The 22,188-nt window shown below is 45.1% G+C and carries 20 protein-coding genes; 5 read left to right on the top strand and 15 right to left on the bottom strand.

The window, feature by feature from the left end; all coding sequences use genetic code 11:
- The first annotated feature begins 132 nt into the window (after window positions 1–132).
- Entirely contained in the window at window positions 133–2,256 is a 2,124-nt protein-coding gene (locus FBF61_RS10360; RefSeq protein WP_138477165.1) for a bifunctional aldolase/short-chain dehydrogenase, read from the top strand.
- A gap of 44 nt (window positions 2,257–2,300) precedes the next feature.
- Window positions 2,301–3,584, top strand: coding sequence for a sugar isomerase (locus FBF61_RS10365; protein WP_138477166.1), 1,284 nt, complete (start codon window positions 2,301–2,303; stop codon window positions 3,582–3,584).
- Between the two features lie 93 nt (window positions 3,585–3,677).
- On the opposite strand, the gene FBF61_RS10370 is transcribed toward FBF61_RS10365, so the two are convergent.
- Together FBF61_RS10370 and FBF61_RS10375 are read right to left on the bottom strand one after the other, a co-directional pair.
- Window positions 3,678–4,697: a GntR family transcriptional regulator gene (locus FBF61_RS10370; protein ID WP_138477167.1), complete on the bottom strand. Its 1,020-nt coding sequence runs from the start codon at window positions 4,695–4,697 to the stop codon at window positions 3,678–3,680.
- A 125-nt stretch (window positions 4,698–4,822) separates the two neighbouring features.
- A complete protein-coding gene (locus tag FBF61_RS10375; protein WP_138477168.1) occupies window positions 4,823–6,070 on the bottom strand; it encodes a DUF6600 domain-containing protein in 1,248 nt (415 codons plus the stop codon).
- Between the two features lie 304 nt (window positions 6,071–6,374).
- On the opposite strand from FBF61_RS10375, the gene arfB reads away from it, so the two are divergent.
- The gene (gene arfB, locus FBF61_RS10380) at window positions 6,375–6,782 is read left to right on the top strand and encodes an alternative ribosome rescue aminoacyl-tRNA hydrolase ArfB (RefSeq protein WP_138477169.1); all 408 of its coding nucleotides are present in this window, start codon (window positions 6,375–6,377) and stop codon (window positions 6,780–6,782) included.
- Window positions 6,783–6,809: 27 nt separating this feature from the next.
- Complete coding sequence (locus tag FBF61_RS10385) at window positions 6,810–8,051, top strand: MFS transporter (RefSeq protein WP_138477170.1); 1,242 nt, start codon at window positions 6,810–6,812, stop codon at window positions 8,049–8,051.
- 14 nt (window positions 8,052–8,065) lie between these two features.
- On the opposite strand, the gene FBF61_RS10390 is transcribed toward FBF61_RS10385, so the two are convergent.
- From FBF61_RS10390 to FBF61_RS10420, 7 genes are all read right to left on the bottom strand, one after another.
- Window positions 8,066–8,401 carry a DUF6984 family protein gene (locus tag FBF61_RS10390; protein WP_138477171.1) on the bottom strand — a complete coding sequence of 112 codons (336 nt, stop codon included), beginning with the start codon at window positions 8,399–8,401 and terminating at the stop codon, window positions 8,066–8,068.
- 45 nt (window positions 8,402–8,446) lie between these two features.
- Entirely contained in the window at window positions 8,447–9,484 is a 1,038-nt protein-coding gene (locus FBF61_RS10395) for a hypothetical protein (protein ID WP_138477172.1), read from the bottom strand.
- Window positions 9,485–9,559: 75 nt separating this feature from the next.
- A complete protein-coding gene (locus FBF61_RS10400; RefSeq protein ID WP_138477173.1) occupies window positions 9,560–9,766 on the bottom strand; it encodes a DUF5615 family PIN-like protein in 207 nt (68 codons plus the stop codon).
- 15 nt (window positions 9,767–9,781) lie between these two features.
- Window positions 9,782–9,937 carry a DUF433 domain-containing protein gene (locus tag FBF61_RS35265; protein WP_310590266.1) on the bottom strand — a complete coding sequence of 52 codons (156 nt, stop codon included), beginning with the start codon at window positions 9,935–9,937 and terminating at the stop codon, window positions 9,782–9,784.
- Between the two features lie 79 nt (window positions 9,938–10,016).
- On the bottom strand, window positions 10,017–13,442 hold the full coding sequence (locus FBF61_RS10410) for a DUF7133 domain-containing protein (protein WP_138477175.1): 3,426 nt from the start codon (window positions 13,440–13,442) through the stop codon (window positions 10,017–10,019).
- 106 nt (window positions 13,443–13,548) lie between these two features.
- On the bottom strand, window positions 13,549–14,115 hold the full coding sequence (locus FBF61_RS10415) for a Uma2 family endonuclease (RefSeq protein WP_138477176.1): 567 nt from the start codon (window positions 14,113–14,115) through the stop codon (window positions 13,549–13,551).
- 116 nt (window positions 14,116–14,231) lie between these two features.
- On the bottom strand, window positions 14,232–15,440 hold the full coding sequence (locus FBF61_RS10420; protein ID WP_138477177.1) for a DUF763 domain-containing protein: 1,209 nt from the start codon (window positions 15,438–15,440) through the stop codon (window positions 14,232–14,234).
- A 174-nt stretch (window positions 15,441–15,614) separates the two neighbouring features.
- Between FBF61_RS10420 and FBF61_RS10425 the strand changes: the two genes are divergently transcribed.
- The gene (locus FBF61_RS10425) at window positions 15,615–16,907 is read left to right on the top strand and encodes a hemolysin family protein (protein ID WP_138477178.1); all 1,293 of its coding nucleotides are present in this window, start codon (window positions 15,615–15,617) and stop codon (window positions 16,905–16,907) included.
- A 19-nt stretch (window positions 16,908–16,926) separates the two neighbouring features.
- On the opposite strand, the gene FBF61_RS10430 is transcribed toward FBF61_RS10425, so the two are convergent.
- The 6 genes from FBF61_RS10430 to atpG all read right to left on the bottom strand — a co-directional run bounded on the left by FBF61_RS10430 (window position 16,927) and on the right by atpG (window position 22,169).
- Window positions 16,927–17,616 (bottom strand): SDR family NAD(P)-dependent oxidoreductase, encoded by a 690-nt coding sequence (locus FBF61_RS10430; protein ID WP_138477179.1) that lies wholly within the window; start codon window positions 17,614–17,616, stop codon window positions 16,927–16,929.
- Between the two features lie 36 nt (window positions 17,617–17,652).
- Window positions 17,653–18,516 (bottom strand): UTP--glucose-1-phosphate uridylyltransferase GalU, encoded by an 864-nt coding sequence (gene galU / locus FBF61_RS10435; protein WP_138477180.1) that lies wholly within the window; start codon window positions 18,514–18,516, stop codon window positions 17,653–17,655.
- 109 nt (window positions 18,517–18,625) lie between these two features.
- Window positions 18,626–19,621: a mevalonate kinase family protein gene (locus tag FBF61_RS10440; protein ID WP_138477181.1), complete on the bottom strand. Its 996-nt coding sequence runs from the start codon at window positions 19,619–19,621 to the stop codon at window positions 18,626–18,628.
- 142 nt (window positions 19,622–19,763) lie between these two features.
- Complete coding sequence (locus FBF61_RS10445) at window positions 19,764–20,294, bottom strand: YceI family protein (RefSeq protein ID WP_138477182.1); 531 nt, start codon at window positions 20,292–20,294, stop codon at window positions 19,764–19,766.
- Between the two features lie 122 nt (window positions 20,295–20,416).
- Window positions 20,417–21,133, bottom strand: a complete 717-nt coding sequence (locus FBF61_RS10450) for an outer membrane lipoprotein-sorting protein (RefSeq protein WP_229214997.1) — start codon at window positions 21,131–21,133, stop codon at window positions 20,417–20,419.
- Window positions 21,134–21,281: 148 nt separating this feature from the next.
- Window positions 21,282–22,169: an ATP synthase F1 subunit gamma gene (gene atpG / locus FBF61_RS10455; RefSeq protein ID WP_138477184.1), complete on the bottom strand. Its 888-nt coding sequence runs from the start codon at window positions 22,167–22,169 to the stop codon at window positions 21,282–21,284.
- Window positions 22,170–22,188: the final 19 nt, after the last annotated feature.

Below are 22,188 nucleotides of genomic sequence, written 5' to 3' on the forward strand. Positions count from 1 at the left end.
GGATACCACAGGACGGTGCGTATAGGTAAGTTTTCTAATCTTGTGCCTGGTTACACAGTAGTAGCTATCCCGTCAAATCTTTTCTCAGCATAGGGTCCTTAACCTCGTAAAATAATTAATAAATAAAAGAATATGAGCAGTATTAAAGAAAGCCAATACAAGTATGTAAGTTATTTATGGGATGATGAGAAAGCCGCTGCCCTTGGAGATGACCAGGTAGCACTACTCTTGTACCGTTCCAATTTATTAGGAGCCGACCTTCGCCTGACCAACTATGCAGGGGGTAACACAAGCTGCAAAACCGTCGAGAAAGATCCTCTGACAGGAAACCCTGTTGAAGTGATGTGGATCAAAGGCTCTGGCGGTGACATTGGCACATTAACAAGAAGCGGACTGGCGGGGCTTTACCAGGACCGCTTGCACAACTTGAAAAATATATACCGGGGGCTGGAATTTGAAGATGAAATGGTTGAGCTTTTTAACCACTGCATTTATGATCTTAAATCCAAAGCTCCTTCCATAGATACGCCTCTTCATGGTTTGTTGCCATTTAAGCATATTGACCACCTGCACCCCGATGCATTAATTGCAATCGCAGCTTCCAAAGAAGGTGAAGCTATTACGAAAGAATTATTCAAAGGCGAACTGGCGTGGGTGCCCTGGCAACGTCCAGGTTTTGATCTCGGATTAAAACTGGAAAAAGCACTGGCTGACAATCCCGGCATACGTGGAATCGTATTGGGTGGACACGGTTTGTTTACCTGGGGCGATACAGCTTATGAATCTTATATCAACACACTTGATACGATTGAGAAGGCTTCGGAGTATCTGAATGAGAATTATGGTAAAACGCGTCCCGTTTTCGGCGGACAGCGTATTGCCGCTGAATCTTCGGAACGCAGACTGGAAATTGCCGGAAAACTGGCACCTTATCTGAGAGGTCTTGCTTCGGACAGACAGGCGATGATCGGACATTTTACCGATGACGAACGCGTGCTTGAATTCATCGGAAGCCATGATCTTGACAAACTGGCACCACTTGGAACCAGCTGTCCAGACCATTTCCTGCGTACGAAAATCCGTCCGTTGGTTCTGGATCTTCCTTTCGAAAAACTGGAGTTGACCGATGCTGAAATTCTGGATCAGATCAGACCGCAGTTTGAAGCTTACAGACTGGATTACCAGGCATATTATGATCGTTGCAAACATGACAACAGCCCGGCCGTGCGTGACCCGAACCCGGTTATTATATTGTTGCCAGGAGTAGGAATGTTCTCTTTCGCAAAAGACAAACAAACTGCGAGAGTTGCGGCGGAATTTTATGTGAATGCAATCAATGTAATGAAGGGGGCAGAGGCTATTTCCTCCTACGTTTCATTGCCTGAGCAAGAAGCTTTTGATATTGAGTACTGGCTTCTGGAAGAAGCGAAGTTACAGCGTATGCCGAAAGAAAAATCGGTATCCCGCAAAGTAGCTTTTGTTACCGGCGGATCTGGCGGTATCGGAAAAGCAATTGCACAGAAATTGTTACAGGAAGGAGCCTGCGTGGTGATTTCGGATATTGACGAAAAAGCATTAGCTGAAACAAAAACAGAATTTGATGGCAAATTTGGTAAGGATTTTTCAGCAACTACGATTGCAAACGTACTTGATCCTGAGGCGATAAAAGCGGCATTGCATACTACTAAGCTGAAATACGGCGGTGTGGATATCATAGTGAACTGCGCCGGCCTTTCAATATCAAAGCCTTTGGCAGAAACGACTATCAAAGACTGGGATATTTTGCAGGACGTGTTGGTAAAAGGACAGTTCCTGGTTTCTCAGGAAGCCGTCGCAATCATGCGTCAGCAAGGACTGGGCGGCGATATTATCAATATTGCCAGCAAAAACGGAATTGTTTCCGGCCCTAATAATGTGGCTTACGGAACCGCGAAAGCAGCTCAGCAACATATGACACGTCTTTTGGCAGCCGAACTAGGACCAGACAGAATCCGCGTGAATGTGGTGAATCCTGATGCCGTTATTGCGGGAAGTAAAATATGGGAGAGTGGCTGGGCAGCCGGCCGTGCCAAAGCATACGGTATTAAAGTCGAAGAATTACCTGCTTACTATGCAAAACGCACCGTTTTGAATGCAGAAATTCATACGGAGGATATAGCCAACGGTGTTTACATTTTTGTCAGCGGCCTGCTGAGCAAAAGTACCGGAAACGTGATCAACGTGGACGGAGGCGTCCCCGCAGCATTCCTGAGATAAAGCCGGGGGCACCTTCACGGTGCCCCTTTTAATTAACACGAAATATGAAAATACAGCAATACCAGATTGAGCAGCATAATGACAAGTTATTGTCACGGCACAACAATCAATTCATATATACAAAAGAACAACTCGGCGAGCAGGGAATTAACGCCAATGACATAGTAAAAGCATTGGAGGCGTTTCAGGTGGCCATTCCGAGCTGGGCTTTGGGAACTGGTGGAACCCGCTTCGGAAGATTTTCGGGCGGCGGCGAACCCAGGTCTATTGAAGAAAAGATAGAGGATGTTGGGCTTCTGCATGCATTGAACCGGTCGAGCGGATCTATTTCACTGCATATTCCCTGGGATATTCCTGGTGATGCGGAATCAATCATCAGCCTGGCTACTTCGCTGGATCTGAAATTTGACGCTGTTAACTCCAATACTTTCCAGGATCAGAAAGATCAGGAGCATTCCTACAAATTCGGTTCACTTTCTCATGTGGACCCCAAAGTAAGAAAGCAGGCGGTTGAGCATAATATTGAAGTAATTAAATATGGCAAAGATCTTGGCTCAAAAGCATTGTCGATCTGGTTGTCAGATGGTTCTTGTTTTCCGGGTCAATCCAATTTTGTAAAATCCTTCAGGAATACACTAGAGTCTTTGCAGGAGATATATGCTGCGCTACCTGATGACTGGAAGGTTTTTGTTGAGTACAAAGCATATGAGCCAAACTTCTATTCCACGGTAATCCAGGATTGGGGAAGCTCGCTATTGTTTTGCCAGAAACTGGGTGCAAAAGCAGATGTACTGGTCGATCTGGGACACCATCTACCAAACGCAAACATCGAGCAGATTGTCGCTACGTTGATGATGGAAGGCCGTTTGGCAGGTTTTCACTTCAATGATTCCAAATACGGTGACGATGACCTTACGGTCGGAAGTATCCGTCCGTACATGTTATTCCTGATTTTTGTGGAGCTCGTAGAAGGTATGAAGCGCGCCGAAAAGGGCAGTGACGGATATGCCTGGATGATCGATGCCAGCCACAATGTTAAAGATCCTCTGGAAGATTTGTTGCAATCCGTAGAAGCGATTTTACTGGCTTATGCACAGGCTTTGATCGTTGACAGAAAAAAACTGGAACTGGCCAGAAATCAGAATGATGTAGTATTGGCCCAACAGATTTTACAAAATGCATTCAGAACAGACGTTCGTCCTTTGGTTCGCGAATCCATGAGATTGACCGGCGGTGCTTTGGATCCGATCGGTTTGTTCAGGAATCTGAGCGTACGTTCAGAACTGATGAATGAACGAGGAAAAGTGACGGTTGCTACCGGGCTTTGATTCACACCGTCACGTTGAGCGCAGTCGAAACGTATTGCCAGTGCCCTTCGGCTGCGCTGACAAATTGATTATAAGGTGCTCTAAATAAATACATTATAGCGACTTCCTCTTAATCAGCGTAAAGGGATTTTTAATAATCGCTCTCCGGTTTTCGGTGATCAGCTCAGCTGCTGTTCTCCCCATTTGTTCATGATCGGTAGAAATCGTCGTGATACCGTCGAGCAGGATTTCTTTCAGAGGGGTTTCATTATATGAAATAATCCCGATGTCCTTGCCGATCTCGAGTTTCTGTTCCCTGCATTTTTTGATCAGGTTTACAAGATCGTTCTCCTCAATCACTACATAAGCAGTTTCCCTGACGGCCGTACTGTTTTCATGAAAATCATACATGATCTCGTGCTCGAACTCATGCTGGATACAGAAGATCCGGAAACCTTTGAGAATTTCCTTGGGGTAGCGGATAATCGTCGGGAAAATGAGGATCAGTTTTTTGTATACTTTCAAAAGATCAACGGCTTCATTTAAGGCTGAAACAATGTCTTTTTCAAAGTTCTGGAAGACGGACGAGTGTTTTTTACTGTTCAGGTCAATGTCCTTGTCGAGTAGTATCAGTTTTTCCGGCGGGATCATTTTCAGCACTTCCAGGGCTTCTTCGGCTTTTTCATAAAAGTGCGGCATAATTACATAGTAGTCGTATTCTCCCAGACTGTTCTTGATCAGATTTTTGAAAATATTGGCATTGGAATGATGGATATGCAGGTCAACATTTACATTGCGACCAACATTTTCAACAAAGGCATTGTATATCTGTTTTTTATAATTACTGATTTTATTGAATACCAAAAGTATTCTCAGAGAAGTTTCAATATCGACCCTGTTGATAAAATAGCCTTTGCCGCGTACCGAAATCAGGACGCCGTCTTTAATCAGGTGTTTGTACGCTTTTTCAACAGTATCCCTCGAAAGCAGGTATTCCTCGCTTAACTGATTGATTGACGGAATCTTATCCCCGCGTTTCAGTTTTCCTTTGCTAATCGCCTGCAAAAGCGATTTGATGATTTGCATGTATTTCGGGGCACTTTCCTTGAATTCAATATCAAACTGTATTTCCATTAAGAAGCAGGTTTTAGGAGCAGGCTAAAATAATACATTTCTTCAGCATTGCGGCCTGAAAACAAAATCACCCGTCCGGAATATTTTATTTTCCGGACGGGTGATTTTATGTTCTGAGTCGGTTTTTATCTTGGCGACCGGCTGCTGCGTTCGCCCCCGCCCGATCCTCTGTCGGAGTTACCTCTCGAGGATCTCTCGCTTCCTTGCGAACTTCCTCTGGACTCATTGGACCTGCTCCGCGATTCACTTGGCGCGCTAGGTCTGCTTCTTGATTCACCGGAACTTCTTTCCGACCGTTCCGGACGAGCCGACGGAAAATCATTGGAGCTTCTGTTTTGCGGCGCTGGCTCGCTCTGGCGACTGGATCTGCTGTTTCTTTCAGAGTTATAGTCCGGTCTTTTTATCTCTCTTTCCGGGGAAGGATTGCGTGAAGGCTCGTACTCGCGGCTGCTTCTGCTGTCAGATGGTCGTGAAACTTCGGGTGCACTTTCGCGGTTGGGTCTGCTGTTATTTCTGTTGTAATCGTAGTTAGCGCCAGTCCGGCTGTCTTCTGCACGTTCATTTCTTCCTCGGCGGTCCGGAGCGGCCTCGATTGTTCTGGGGCGTTCCGATGATCTTTCAACTCTGCTATTGCGATCGTAAGATGGACTGTATCTGTCGTTCCCTCTGCTGTTTTCCGCAACTATTACACGGCCCCTGCCTCTTGGGCTCGCGTCGATGGTACGCACGGGAACGCTTCTTCTCGTGACTCTCTCGATCTCGTCGCGTCTCGGGCCGTAAACGTAAGTGCGGTTATCATTGCGGTAATAATTATTGATGATCACCGTGTTGTTGTAAACCCTGGTTACGCGGTTCCTCGGCGCACAGTAGGAGTGCCAGCGGGGACTTGTGATGTATCTTTGCGGTACAAAAACCCACCAGAAAGAAGGAATATTAACCGAAACATTGATGTTGACACCCGGCCCCAACGGTGCCCAGCCGTAGTATCCGCCACCCGAACGCCAGTTTACCCAGGCAGGTCCCCATTCGTAATCAGGGATCCAGAACCAGCCGTTAAAGTCGTCGTAAGACCATCGGCCGTAGTGAAATGGCGCCCAGCCCCAGTCATAGGCCGAAACCCAGGTATTGCCATACTCTGTTACTTCCCAATATCCGTTTGTAGAGTAGGGCTGGAAACCAGGTTCCACGTCGGGCCGCCATACGGAACCATATTGTGGGGAGTTGATCCAGCGTCCGTATGGTGACAGATCCTCGTAAAATGTTTGAAATGAAACCCGGACACCGGGCTGCGCCTTTATCCCGGTAGTTGTAAATACACCCGCAAAGATTAATAGAGCTGTGCCGAGTATCCGAAGTTTTCGCATGATGTTCATGGCTATATGGATTAATTGTTTTCTGTTCGTTAAAATCGTTTCTTGGACATTCTTTTTTGTTTCTGGTTTAACGATCTTTGAGACCGCACATTTTTACAACGAAGACGAAAAACCGGTTCAATAAATTGTCTCAAAAGTCTTGTTGTCAAGGTGAAAATATAAATAGATCACAATCAATAATTTATGAGAAAAATTTTTGACAATTCATGACTGGTTTTTAACAATATGACATGTAAGAGCCCTCAAACCCCCACGCGTAGCAGCAAACATTAACAAAATGTTAACAATATTTTTTAAGTGAATAATGATAAACCCACAGATACTACACACTGAAATTGTTTTTCAAACGGCAAGGAGTGGCGGCAAAGGCGGTCAGAATGTAAATAAGGTTGAGACAAAAGTCGAATTAAGATTTGATATCCGGAATTCCCAGCTCCTTACCGACGATCAGAAAGAGATACTTTATGAAAAATTGGCGACTAAATTAACCAATGAAAAAGTGCTCGTTTTGTACCATCAAACCGAGCGTTCGCAATTAGGGAATAAGGAAAAAGTCGTTGCCAAATTTGATAACCTGATACGGAATGCGTTCGTAGTACAAAAAAACCGCCGCGCAACGAAACCAACCTTTGCATCAAAAGAAGAAAGATTGAAGACCAAACAACGTAATGCCATCATTAAATCCCTGAGAAAAAAGACTTTCGAAGACTAACCTCAACCTCCCGAAAATAGAGCAGATATGTACCCTTCCGTTTCGTCCAAACCCAAAATCAGTGCAGTGCTGACACTTCCCGTTATTGTTGCATCGCTGGGTTATTTTGTAGATGTGTATGATCTTTTGTTATTCAATATTGTCAGGGTGCCAAGCTTGAAGGATCTGGGGCTGACGGAAGAAGAAATCTCTGAAATAGGGGCAAACATCTACAACTGGCAGCAGGCTGGCTTGTTAATCGGAGGTTTTATGTGGGGTATTTTGGGTGACAAGCTTGGTCGGCGATCCGTTCTTTTTGGCTCGATACTGACTTATTCTCTTGCAAACATCGCCTGCGGTTTTACATCTAATGTGGAAGTATATGCTTTGCTGCGTTTCGTTGCCGGCCTTGGTCTGGCGGGTGAGCTGGGTGCAGGAATTACATTGATCGCCGAAATCCTTCCGAAAGAGCTGAGAGGCTACGGTGCATCGGTAGTAGCAAGTGTAGGGCTTGCGGGGGCGATAGCAGCTTTTTTTGCAGTGAAACTGACCGATTGGCGAACTGCTTATTTTATTGGAGGCGGTATGGGGATTGTCCTTTTGATATTGAGAATCAATGTTCTGGAGTCAATTATTTTTAATAAAAGCCTTAAAAAAAGAGGGTCGAAACCCGTTCCCTGGTGGACGATCTTCACCAGCTTTTCCAGGTTCGTCCGGTACATCCGTTGCATGGGTATCGGTTTGCCAACTTATATGGTGATCGGGATTTATGCAACTTTTGGGAATGAATTTGCCAAAGCATTGGGAATTCCCGGCGACGTACAGGCGAGTACGTGCGTATTGTATACGTATATAGGCGTTGTAACCGGCGACTTTTTTAGCGGTATCCTGAGCCAATGGCTGCAATCGAGACGAAAAGCAATATTACTGATGATAGCGATGACGCTGGCCGGAGTTGTGTGGCTGATTTATGGCGGAATCCAGTCCCCCGAAACGCTGTATGTGTGTTATGTATGGCTGGGCTTTTCTATCGGTTATATCGCGATGTTCCTCACTACTACTGCGGAACAGTTTGGTACCAATCTTCGTGCCACCGTTACCACATCGGTTGCCAATAACGTGCGTGCGACTGTGTTGCTGACATTGCCATTATTCCAGTTCCTGAAACCAGGACAGGGGGTATTGAATGCCGGGGCGATCGTGGGGGCAGTTTGTTTCGCACTGGCGCTTTTATCTTTGTGGAAAATGGAAGAGACATACGGAAAAGAACTGGATTATGAAGAATCCTGAATCTTTTGGCTGCATTAGATTTTATTAAATATCAGCTTGTCAGGTGTAGGATAATCGATCAGTTTTGAAAAATCAACCTTCCAGAAATCGAGATCAAGCAGCCGGTTTTTGTTGTCTTTGGTCAGCGTGATGACCACAGGAGTATTGTCACTATCGATATATTCCACCTGAATCAGATCACCCTCGTATGCCGAAGTATCGCCTCCAAGGCTGATGCTTCCCATTTTTCCGCCCTCATATTCGTCCACAAGTTCATCGTAGGGGTAATCTTCCGGCGCTAGGTTCAGTTGTTTCAAAAGAAAATCCAGCAGATCTTTCTCATTTTGCCTGATCGGGCGTTTGTTTTCCATATTGTTTAAATCTTGTGCATTTTATCTTCTATATATGCATAAACATTAGTTTTTGGCACTCTCCCTGCTACGCCATTGCTCGGCTTTCCTTCCGACAAACCAGAATGAAAGTGCGAGAATTGCGAAGAAAATCCCTTTGTTTGTACGATCCCAGAAATATTCAAAGTAGCGGGTGTAGATGTTCAATAAGAAGAAAACCAGTGAGAGATCCCGCAAAGTGTCGAGCTTGTGTTGCAAGGCGTAATAGATCAGTCCTGCCAATAAAATTGAAAATCCTGCCGCCCAATACCAGAAATAGCTTTGTTTGATAGCCGTCCAGCCGCTCAGATCGTCGTAATTTCCAAATATGGATAATGTCCAGCCAGCCAGAAGAAACAGAAAAAGACCAATGTTGTAGGTTTCGTCTTTGAAAGAAGCCAGTGACTTCACTTTCGCAATAAGTTGTGAAGAGCCCCAGATTACCATACCGAATAAAGTCATGCGTAGCGGATAATTCATTCCTGCAAAACGATAAGCCCCGCCAGACCAGAAGTGCGTTTGCGCGCCCCACCATCCCGCCAGAGATATGATCATCACCGCCCAGAGTAAAGTCGATCTCAGAAAAATGGCGACGCCTCCGTAGGCAATTGTCGCGATCAGTAGCGGAATTGCATAATTCCCCTCGAAATTCAGGAAACTTCGCGTCCAGTAGGTAATAGCTATTCCGATAGTAAGCAGTATTGTGATGTTATAAGTTTCATTGCTGGCAGTGGCCGTAGGGAATTTTTTCTTTCGTCTTTTTGCGAGAATTACAAACAAAACAGCCAGCATACTAAATCCAATTCCCACTATTGTTTCGGAGAAGCCCCATTTTTTGCGCAGCAATTCAATCCATTTCTCATCTATCACCAGTGCACCAAAAGCCAGTAAACCACAGGAAATAGCGGAGATTAATGCATAAATAGCAATAGCATCGACATTCGCATTCCTCAGTTTGTAGCTGTTCCGCAAGTCATTGGCCGTATCCGGAGAAATTTTTGCGTTCTCCTCCCAATATTGAATGGCCTTATCGACAACAGCTGCTTCTTTTTTGTCTAATTCCATTGCTTATGAAAATTGTGTGCTGAACATTTTAGGTATAAATTAATATGCCCGCAAAATATATGTTTCCAGATTGAATTAAATAAAAGCCTCAATCTTGTCACTGAATATGACCACTAGCTTATAATCGTTGCTAAGTACTTCAACCTCGTCCCAGATAGACGAAACCAGGTGATGAAAAGCTTTCATGGAAAGATTCCAGTAGGAAAAATGAATTTTGCGTGGAGGAGGATTGGAAAGGATAATTCGATTGGAGAGTTCGGAATCTTTGGTGACTATTGTCATGCACCTTTCTTTTGATCAACCCCAAATGTCGGTATCGTGGCGGTTCGTTCCAGGAAACAAAAATTCCAGAACAGTCTGCACAGTGATTCTCATTCCCCTGATGACAGGGCGTCCGTTGCAAATGTCCGGATTTACTGCGATTCTTTCAGTGAGATAAGCAGTCATAGTCATTGGCTGTTTTTCAAAGATAAAAAATCCCTTTGGAATAACTTAATTCCAAAGGGATTACAATTTGTTCTCTAAAATGGTTTTACCGCTTCAATCCAGACAGAAATTCAACAACATCGCGGATTTCCCTTTTAGACATAATCGAGCCCATCGGCGGCATGCTTGATGGAACATTTTCACGTTTTGCGATGCGCGCTACCGGAATTTTGAGCGGCTCAGCTTCCGAGGTTTTCAGAACAAGTTCATGCTCATTTTCCTGCGACAGGATTCCTGCTGCACTGGTACCGTCTTTCAACGTCAGCATAACCATACCATACCCGGGCGACAACCGGGCGCTGGGCTCAATCAGTGCCTGAAGAATCTGTTCACGGGTAAGTACATTTCCGATATTGGATAAAGAAGGACCTACTTCTCCGCCCTGTCCTCCAACAGAGTGGCATCTTACACATTCAGCTGCCGAATTGGTCATAAAATATCTGCGACCAAGCTGCGCATTACCTCCAAAAAGCGCGTCCTGGAAATCTGCAACAGTTGCTCCTTTTGAACGTAGCGGAGCAAGTTTGGCAATTAGCGGGGCCGATTTGGTAGAATCCACCGCTTCTCCCAGATCCAGCGCTAGGCTGGGAGAGAGCGTTTTGTCAGCCATTTTTCCAATGAGGTTATCAAAAATACCTTCGGTTTTTGTTATCGGCATTTCACCCAGCACGCGAAGCATTTGCTGTTGCTCCCGCACGCTTCCTTTTTCAAAAATTGTCTTTGAAATATCGGTCAATGTTTCTTTTGACATATTGACGCTTCCAACCATTCCTAACGCAGCAGTTCTTACGTCGGCGTCAGAATCGGTCATGCCTTTCTTCATCACCGTTTCCATATCGGTGTATTTCAGGTCATTTAGTGCGGTCAGCATGGCAGCTCTCACCTTGGGGTCCTTGTGCGTGTCAAGAATTTTTGCCAATGCAGCATTATTTTCTGTTACACCCAGGTTCGTAAGCATTTGCGAAGCTGCGATCAGAATGCTTGCGTCGTTATCTTGTAACAAGCTGCTGATAATGGGCTGGATTTTTGCCTTTACTGTCGCAGGATTTCTTTCGATAACGCCACGGTACCTGCCGTCAACCCGGTCCATAACCGACGGGCTGGCCCAGGTGCCGAGTGTAGCGAGCGCCTCTGCACGTACTTCCTTATTCAAATCGGTACGTTTGGCAAATGCAACAAGGTCGTCCAGCTGCTGTTCCCCACCTACCCGTAAAGCTGCGTTAATCGAGCGTCTGAGCATCGGTTCGGAAGTGAATCTTTTTTCATTCAACGTTGCAGCCAATGCAGGCAAAGCGGCCGGAATGGACAAATCATCATTAATGCCCCGTGCAGCCTCGGTAGCGATGTATTCGTCTTTGTCTGATAAAAACAGGCTTATTTTTTCGTTTTGCATTCTGCGCAGGACAAGAACCGCGGCAATCCGGAGTGATTTATTTGGGTTATTAGCCAACGCTACAATAGGTTCAGCTTCGCCGATACGCGACAAAGCCAGAACCGCGGCATGCCTCAGGTAAACGTCTTCGTCATTATTGGCCTTGATCATTTCTAGTAAAGGAGCCACAGCTTCTTTGTGCTTAATCCGACCAAGCGCTTGTGCACTAAAGAATTGCGCTCTCGGATTTTTGCTTGAAAGCATCGGGATCAGCAATGGGCCTGCTTCTGCAATGTGCGCGTCGCCCAATACTTTTGCAGCCTGGACCGTAATTTCTTCGTCAGAATCTTTTAACAAGGTCAGAAGAACATTGGCGTAGGATTTGTCCTGCCGGGCAAGCTGGCCCATACCCCATATTCCGTGAATCCTGGCCAACTGATTGGTTGTTTGTGCTATGGCTTTGCTCAAAACCGCGGCTCCTTTTGCACCGCGTGCGGCCAGCTCAAACTGCGCTTTCTGACGAATCCGCATGTCTTCGTTGGAAAGCAACGAGAGCAGCATGTCCTCAGACTGTTTTGGATAGTCGAGCTGGATTAGTCTTTTGGTTTCCAACCTGATCGCTTTCAGATCATTTTTTTCGTCGGTTACATCCAGTCTCCATACTCTTCCAGAGTTTTTAGTGTCCCAGCCATTGAGCCAGTCGGCAACATATAATGCGCCGTCCGGTCCGAAACGAATGCCTGTTGGAAGGATTCCCGTAAGGATATTCTTTTCTCCATTTAAGACAAAAGAAGCGCCTTTTGGTTTCAGGCCAAATGACCATATTGGTGATCGGGCGGGATTGCCGACGAATTCAACCAGGAAAAATTTGTTTTTCCACGCAGATCCCAGCGCGGTGCCAGGATTGTATTGCATTCCGGTCGGACCGTTGTGAAAATTCTGGATCGGAGGAATAATATAAGCAGCTTGTCCGTCCCAGCGGGGCTTGTAAAGCTGCTCATCCATCCACACCTTATAGCTGTTGTTTTTCGGGTCGGTATACTTTCCATATTGCCAGTTGGAACGCCAGCCCGCATCGGATCCTTCCACAACATGGACAAGTCTTTCACTTTCTCCAGGATGGTCGCCATCATTGTCGGAACTGATCAGGTTGCCATATTCGTCAAAAACGAACTCGTGCGTATTCCGCAAACCATGAGCAAAAACTTCGAAATCACTACCGTCAGGGTTGGAACGGGCTATAATGCCAGAGTTTGGGTACTCATGTTTTACACCCTCGGCAGTTGTGATGTTGGCACCGATATCCCCGATATTCCAGTAAATTTTTCCGTCAGGCCCCTCAATGGGATTAGACATTCCATGTCCGCCAAAACCAATATGTACACCATATCCGTGGCTGATCGATGTTTTCTCGTCTAGCACACCGTCACCATTTGTGTCTCTAAGCCTCCATAAATCGGGTGCTATGGCAACAAATGCATCGTGCGCCCGGATCAGCAGCCCACCCGCAACGTCGGAAACTTCCTCGAAGAAGTCGTTCAATATCCTTGTTGAAACGTCTGCGATTCCGTCGTTATCTGTATCCTCAATCCGCCAGACTTCATCTTTTTCAACGGTTAAATCCTTCCAGTCGTGGACACCGTCCCCGTTCAGATCTTTTAACCAGCTATTTTCCTTGCTTTTTTCTGGTGCAAAAGTTTTACGGAGAAAAGTACGGCGGTCTTCAACGGTTTGAAGGCCGATGGATTCCGTCATCCAGTTACGATGTCCGCGAATATCAAATTCAGAATTTTTCTGGCGGTTCGTTCTGTTCAGATAAACCCGTCCCTGATCGTCCATCGCTATTGCAACCGGGTCGGGAGCCAGGGAATCGGAAGCCCAAAGATCAAGTTTAAGTCCATCGGCAAGCTTAACGGCCGTTTTCTCACGGATTTCCTTCGCTTTCGTTTTACCCGTAGCGGCATCTTCTTTAATGACCAAAGCTGTACTGTTGGTTTTGGAAGTCTTGCCGGAAGGTTGCATTTTCATACAGGATATTACAACCACCGCGACAAGTGCCAGGAGCAGTAAGGGATTTTTTAGTAGTTTTTTTGGGATCATTAATTAGATAGGTAGATTGACTTTGTATAAAAACGGAGTAAATTAAAAAGAAGATCGACGACAACGGTTTTTTACTGTTCAGCAGGACCACTTTACCGAAGCGTATTTAATTCAACGACCCAGCAGAAAACAATTCATTAACTGTCAGTTCGAAATCAGGAAGGACAGGTGATGCGAAACAGACATCGGTATCCGTGCAGATAGCGACATTTTTTCGGGAAGTGTAGATGTAAACCACTTCATTCTCAGGATAAATATGCCACACAACTTTGACGGTCGATTTGAAATATTCCGCCAGTTTTTCCTCTACTTTCTCCGCGTCGTCTGTCGGGGAAATTACTTCTATTAGAAATTCCGGAATGGGCTCTGTGTCGGAAATTGTACTATTATCAATTTGAGCTCCACTGAAATAGGCAAGATCCGGACGCCGCATCTGTAAGCCGTTCAGTAACACATCTTGCTCCATAATGAAAGCTCCTCCCCGCGAAAACGAGACCGTCCGGAAGAATAACTGCTGTAATTTTCTGATGATAAACAGATGCTTTTTCTTCATTTTTTCGAATCTGACAACTTCTCCGTCGCTCCATTCATATTTAAAACCATCGACAGGTTCCCACCGAAGAAGCTCTTCGAGTGACTGAGGTAAAGCCGATGATGGAGTATGAAGTATCATAATCGAATTGCTGAGTATGGTAGTAAACTTAATTAAATTGAAAATAACTTACTATCCTGGCGGAATAATATTTGGCAACATCACGTATCTGTAAAAGTATTTTCATGTCAAATATATCAAGAAAACAATTCCAACTGCCCGTTTCCAGTACCTGGCTTTTTCGACTTTCCCTTAACTGTCCTGCCCTCATATTTCCAGGAATTGGCTCTTTCTTCATCAATAATATCATTAAAACGATTGTTGGGAAGGAAGTCTTTTTCAAGCTGCTGAGAGACTTTCGAGAGATTTTTAAGCGCATCGGACTTATCATTTTCTCCCAGTTTGGCGAGTTGGATAGCTTTATCCAGCGTCAGAATGGACTCATCATAAACTGTGATCGGGACAGGGAACGGGTGACCGTCTTTTCCGCCATGTGCAAAAGAAAATCTGGCCGGATCGGAAAAACGGGAAGGTGTACCATGAATGATTTCACTTACCAGCGTCAGAGATTGGATGGTCCTTGGCCCGACTCCCTCCAGTAACAGCAACGACTCCATATTTTCCACCGGATTGTCGTGAGCCAGCGCGAGTACGGCTCCAAGTCTTTTTAAATTGACATCTTCGGCCCGCACGTCGTGATGGTCCGGCATTACCAGTTTTGTCACCTCGCGCATGATCTTATCCGGATTTTCATGCGTCAGTTCCAATATTCCGGAGCGGGTAGGAGCGGCTGCTTTGTCGGTAAGGTTCAGAATTCTTCCCCGATTTTGGCCATAAATGAATGTATGCGGTTCTTCAATAAATGATTTGATATCTGGAGAATGCCAGTGGTAGCGACGCGCCATGCGCTCGTACGGGTTCATTCCCTGCTGAATGACAGCCCAGTTACCTTCCACAGACAAAACAAACGAATGCAGGTATAACTGAAAACCATCCTGAATTGCAGTATTATCCACTTTGGCGGACAATCGGCTATTGTGAACGAGAAGATTGCCGTCCAGACCTGTTTTTTCTGCGATAGCAAGCAGTTCCGAGGGAGTTTGCCGGGAATATTTACCGCGTCCTCCACAAATGTAAATACCCAGTTCAGCAGACTTTTTATTCACAGCACTTTTCAGCGCGCCCATCACAGAAGTGGTAATCCCGGAAGAATGCCAGTCCATCCCCAGCACGCAGCCCAGCGACTGGAACCAGAAAGGATCGCTCATCCTTCGTAACAGCGCATCCCGGCCGTATTCCATTACCACAGCTTCCACAATAGCGCCGCCCAGTGAGCTCATTCTTTGAGCTAACCAAACCGGCACTTTTCCGTAATGCAAAGGCAAATCTGCGTGACCACTTTTCATATTGGTGAAAGTTACGAAAAATAAAAAGGTCGAGGGAAATTGGCGGAGGTCGGTTTTCTTAGGATAGGTGAAGAACAAGTTAGCGGAAATAGACCGACACTTTTTAAATGGTATACTTTTTTCGTACTATGTGTACTTTAAAGCACATAACCCCAATTTTTTCGATCTTACAAAATGGCAATTCAGGTTTTAATAACATTGGTTCTGGTCCTTCTCAATGGTTTTTTCGTCGCGGCCGAATTTGCAATTGTCAAGATCCGGGCATCCCAGCTGGAGCAAAAAGCTCAGGAAGGGAATAAGATGGCCATTTTGTCAAAACAAATTGTATCAAACCTCGACGGCTATCTGGCTGCTACGCAGTTTGGTATCACATTAGCGAGTCTGGGCCTGGGTTGGATCGGTGAGCCGGTTGTATCAAAAGTATTAATTGGAGGCATGGAGCTTGTGGGTATTTCTCTGGATCCCGAACTGGCGCATCAGATTGCTTTGCCTGCTGCATTTGCTATTATAACTGTACTGCATATTGTGTTTGGGGAGTTAGCGCCAAAGTCGATAGCGATCCAGCGGCCTGAGGCAACCACGCTATTTTTGTCATATCCTTTACATGGTTTTTTTCTGATTTTCCGGCCAATTGTCTGGGTCTTGAACGGCATTGCAAATTTTATTTTAAAAGGCGTCGGGATAAGTCCTTCACATGGAAGTGAAGTACATAGCAGCGACGAGCTGCGTTATCTGGTGCAGCAACAAAAAGAAAGCGGGATGATTGAGGCTGCCGACTATGACCTCATCAAAAATGCGTTCAATTTTTCGGAGCGGATTGTCAAGCAGGTGATGATTCCACGCCCTCATGTTTTCGGTATCGATATCAATGATTTTGATGAAAAAACACTTGAAAAAGTTATTGAGGAAGGATATTCCAGGATCCCGGTTTTCGAAGATACATTGGATCATATTGTTGGTGTACTGCATTTGAAAGATCTGCTGTTGAAAATGCGGAAAGGCAGTGAAATTGTTCTTTCTGAGCTGGTACGGCCCGTTTCAACGGTGCACGAATCCAAGCCTATCGGCGCGCTATTGCGTGATTTCCAGGTAAACAGGCAGCAAATGGCGGTTATTATCGACGAATATGGCGGCGTCGACGGCATAGTGACAATGGAAGATATTCTGGAAGAATTGGTAGGCGAAATTCAGGATGAATATGACAACGAAGCGCCTATTGTTAAAAATGAGAGCGATAATACCTACACGGTTTTGGGCTCGGCTTCCATCTCAGACATCAATGATAAATTGCCGCACGATATTTCCCGGGAAAGCGAGTACGAAACGTTGGCGGGATACCTGATCTGGAAGTTTGGAAGAATTCCTTCGGTAGGCGAGAAGCTCAAAACAAAGCATTATGAGTTTACCATTCTTAAAAAACAGCGGAGTACAATATCTCAGGTCAAGATCACTTCGATTGACAGTTAATGCAGTTTTCGGGAGATTATCAGCCGTTATTATAAAGCTTCAAAACGGTCTGTCTCATCTTTTGACCCGTTTCACTCAGAACAAATGCGATGCCTTCTGCCATATCAGATGCCGGGATCCATTTTGCGAAGTCTGCATCCGGCATGGCTGCTCGGTTGTCAGGTGTGTCGATAGTGCTGGGTACGATAACTGTGGCGGTGATGTTCTTAGTTTTCCCCTCCGCATTGATGAATTCTGCCATTTTGAACAACAAGGATTTTGACAATGCATAGGCAAAATTCCCTGCTCCCTGCTCGGCAACCAGCGCCGGTCTGGCGCCTATAAAAATAAACTGCCCGCCTCCTGCGGCCTCAAAATGCTCCATCAATGGTTTGACAAGATGGAATGATGTAAGGAAATTGGTGCTGAACATTTTTTCAAGATCAGCATCGCTTGTATCCGATATCTTTCCGGGAGCGTAGCCACCCGCAAGGAAAATCCCGGCCTGAACGCCACCCGTTTCCATAATTGTATTTTTAACAAAGCGGTCCGTATCGGCTGCATCCGATAGGTCTACAACCTGACCTTTCACGTTTGGTAATTCGCTCAGTTTTGACAGGCCTTGTTGACGTGAAGGTGCATGTAAGCCATACCCCAATGCGGTCAGTTTTTTTACAACTTCCTGCCCAAGATTTCCTGAGGCTCCGCTGATGATAATCTGTTTTTGCATAAAGATAAGGCTTACTATTGCCGGTGATGGACTGGTCTATTTCTTCAAAATATCTTCCAGGAACTTTCTGAAAGGTTCGGCAAATTCTTTCCTTTTCAAGGCAAATTCGACCGTCGTTTTCAGATAATCAAGCTTGTCACCAATGTCATGGCGCTTGCCTTCAATATGATGCGCATAAATGTTTTCACGCTTTAAAAGCAGCAGCAATGAGTCGGTAAGCTGAATTTCGTTGTTTTTTCCTTTGGGTGTTTGCTCAATGGTCTGGAAAATTTCCGGCGTAAGGATATAGCGGCCGGCAATTGCCAGATTAGAAGGTGCAAGATCAATAGCCGGTTTTTCAATCAGCGTATTCAGTTCCATAATGGTATCACTCAGCGAGGTTCCGCCTACAATCCCATAACGGTTTACTTTATTTGCAGGAACCTCTTCCACAGCGATGACAGATCCGCCATATTGCTCGTACGTATCCATCAATTGCTGGGTAACCGGAATCACGGAATCCATGATTGTATCACCAAGAAGTACGGCAAATGGTTCATTTCCAACATGATGTCTCGCATAGTAAATCGCATCACCCAACCCGTTCGCTTCTTTTTGGCGTACAAAATGAACATTGGCCATATCAGCCAGGCGGCGCATTTCATTAAACCACATCAGGTCCTCTTTTTCTTCCAGGCGGCTTTCCAATTCTACATTTCTGTCAAAATGGTCCTCGATCGCCCGCTTTCCCTTTCCGGAAATAATCAGAATATCTTCAATGCCGGAATCGACTGCTTCCTGTACCACATATTGAATGGTGGGAATATCAATGATCGGAAGCATTTCTTTAGGCATTGATTTGGTCGCCGGTAAAAATCTGGTTCCAAGTCCGGCAGCGGGTATTACAGCTTTACGAATCATAAGTTTGTCTTTCGGCTTTCGGCGCTCGGCCGCCAGCCAATATATATATAACGTGAATATTCTGATATGTTAAAGAAAGCTGACTGCCGATGGCTGACAGCCGGCAGCCCTAAACCACAAACGGCCTGATCACTCTTGCATTATGCTTTTTCAACTCTACAAAAAGCTGGTTCAGCATATCATCATCGTGATAAATGCCAATGATCGTTCCGCCGGAGCCAGCAAATTTAGCCGATGCCCCGCAGGATCTTGCAGCATTGATCAGTCTTTTATTGGATTCGGGAACATTGTAAATTTTACAGCGCAGGTCGAAATTTTCATTCATCAATTGATGCAGATCGTGTGCCCGGCCTTCGAGGAGCGCTTCTCTGCCGTCCTCCGCTTTTTTTGCTATTTGGCCTAAAACATCTATCACATCCTGTTCACCACGGTCAAATCGCGCACGCACATCGCTGTGAACTTTCCCGGAAACCTTGCTCAGATTGGTATTGTAGGCTACATATAGTTTTGGAAGAAGTGCCGGATTGATCCGTTCGTAAAGTCCGTGCCCCTTGGTTTCGATCATCGTTTTGTCAAAATCCATGTACACACAGCCTTCGTAACATTGAATTACCCGGTCCTGCAACCCGGCCGTGATTCCCAGTTCTTCTGTCTCCGTGACCATTACCAACTGAGGCAGTAATTGTACAGGAATTTCAACCTTGTAAAACTGCATCAATGCCCTGAAAAGCGCAACCACAATGGCACTTGAACCAGACATCCCCACTTGCCGCGGAATAGAAGACCGGTAGCGCACGGTGAAATTCCGGTTTGGCAAACGTATCCCTTGTTCCTCACAGTAATCACCGAATTTCTTGATCCCGGCCTTGATAAGCGGAATTCCGCCATTATAGCCGAGCATACTAACCGAATCCCGCAGGTGAAAAATGCTCCGGAAAGTACTTACATCCTGAGGCTGGGCCTCAATATGCAGCTCGGGAGATTCGTACAGTGAAATGGAGGCACCAAAATTTCTAACCGAAATAGATATTGTTTTGCCAAAAAAACCGTCGGAAGGATTGCCCAGCAGCCCGGCGCGGGCATAGGCGCGTGTTTCAATAATCAAGAGTAAAATCTTTTTTGATCAAAAGTAATAACAAATTGACGACAGAATCCTGTTTTGCCCTGATATGTATTTGAATAAAAAAACTAAAAAAGCGCAGATATGAATATATCCGCGCTTTTGTCGAGAAGGATTTATTTATGTCTTATTGTTTTGCAACCTGAATATTGGCAATCAGCTTCACATCGTCACCTACTACCACGCCACCTGCTTCTGTTACAGCACTCCATTCCAGGCCGAACTCTTTGCGGTTGATTTTGCCTTCGATCTCAAAACCTGACTTTACATTACCATAAAAATCTGTCATCGCACCGCCGTATTCCACCTTGAACTCGAAGGGTTTGGTAATGTCTTTCACAGTAAGGTCTCCTTTCAATGCATAAGTATCTTCCCCTTTTTTTGTCAGAGTTCCTGTGAAACTAAGTTTAGGATAAGCCTCTGCGTGAAAGAAGTCGGCCGACTTCAAATGCTCGTCGCGTTGGGCCTGGTTGGTATCAATACTTGCTACATCTGCCGAAAAGTTCACTGATGCTCCATCGAAATCTTCCGTTTCGCTTTCGACGCTGCCTTCAAAACTTTTGAATGCACCTGTTACAGTTGAGATCACGAGGTGTTTTACTTTAAACTGGATTTCTGAATGTGTTGGGTCAATGACCCATTTTGTTGCCGTTGCCATATTGGTTGTTATTTATTTATGTATTAACATTTAATGTATATACATGTAATTATACAAAAGAGTTTCATGATGTGGATTTTTTTTTCGAAGAGGTTTTACGGATGCATCGAAGGGAACAAAAGTTATTGGGGCATGGCAAAAATCTGCTCGTCAATTTTAGGATTGATTTCAAGCGTTTTTATTTTCAGGACCATAGCTGCGCCGGGCATAGCTGAGGTGGAAACTTCGGAAGTGAAAGGGTAGAATATTCCATCGACCTCACGGAAGTCCGACTGTGTATTCACCGATTGAATCTCCTGATCGCCGACTTTGCCTTGTACGGTTATTTTCAGAATGTAAAAAGTGTCTTTTGAAATGTAGTTAACACGTTTTATGCCATTTTTTGTAGTCATTCCGACTTTATAAACTTTTGCCCCGCCCAGGTCATCCTCCCCTTCGAGTGTGAGTGCGTAACCTTTTTTCTTGTAATCGAATAGCCCGGTAAGGTCGGTTTCTGCCGCCATTGCTTTGACAGTTTCTTCTGGTAGGGCAGTGGCTTTGGCGGAACCTGTCATCGGATTGATGATCCAGCCAGCGGTACCATTTACAGCCTGAACGATCGTCATTCCTTCTACGGTAGTTTCGCTGCGAAAAGCTTTATCCTGAACGATTGTTGTAACTACCGGAACCTGCTTGCCCATCACTTGCATGTCGGCGGTGATGCGGACACTCTGTACTTTGGAGAACCTTTGGGCACCGCCCATCGCGGCAATGTGTTTGGAAATAATTTCATCAACTGATTGAGCAGAAACTGCGCTCAAAAATCCTGTAAAAAAGACAATTATCAGTGATGCGAACATTTTTATTTTCATCGTAGTCGAGTTGGTTGTACTATTTTGAACTGGCAATGTGTTGCAATATTGTATTTCAGTCTGCTTATTGAAAGGGCAATAAAAAAACGGGCAGATAAATCATCCGCCCGCTCCGTTACTGTTATGTACAATTGTACTAAGCCTTCAATGCTTCTGCACCTCCGACAATTTCCAGGATTTCCGTTGTAATTGCCGCCTGACGTGTACGGTTGTAAACCAGTTTCAGTTCTTTCAAAAGCTCCTGAGCATTTTCGGTAGCCTTGTCCATGGCTGTCATCCTGGCACCCTGCTCGGATGCATTGGATTCCAGAACAGCGCGGTACAACTGGATTTTCAATGATTTTGGAATCAATTCCGCAAGGATTTCTTCTTCAGTCGGTTCGAAAATATAATTAACCTCGGTTTTCTTGGTTTTGGCCTTAGATAAATTTTCAGATTCAATAGGCAGGTAGCGATCGGTATGGATAATCTGGGTGGCAACGTTTTTAAATTCGTTATAAACCAAATCAACCGCATCGTAACGACCTTCCGAAAAATCTTTCATGATCTCTTCGGCTGCTGATTTTGCATTTACAAAACTGAGCCTGCCGAACAGGTCCATGTATTTTTTGTTCACAACAAAACCTCTTTTAGCAAGAGACTCTGCGCCTTTTTTACCAATTGCAAAAATTTCCACATTCCCTTTACGGGCCTGTTCTGCATATTTGGTTTCAATAAGCAGCAATGTAGCTTTGATGATATTCGTATTGAATGCTCCGCAAAGTCCGCGATCTGAGGTAACTACCACGATCAACACTTTTTCAATCTGGCGGACTGTTTTCAGCGGACTATCGGATGAGCTTTCAGCTCCTGCTGATACTGTAGAAAGCATTTCACCCAACTTCTGAGCGTAAGGGCGCATCTGGAGGATGTTATCCTGAGCCCTCCGCAACTTAGCCGCAGCCACCATTTTCATGGCTTTTGTGATCTGCTGGGTGGAGTTAACCGACACAATACGGTTACGTACTTCTTTTAAGCTTGCCATTATTTGGAAGTTTAAAGCA

This window comes from Dyadobacter bucti (assembly GCF_005869225.1).
GTDB classification, from domain to species: Bacteria; Bacteroidota; Bacteroidia; order Cytophagales; family Spirosomataceae; genus Dyadobacter; species Dyadobacter bucti.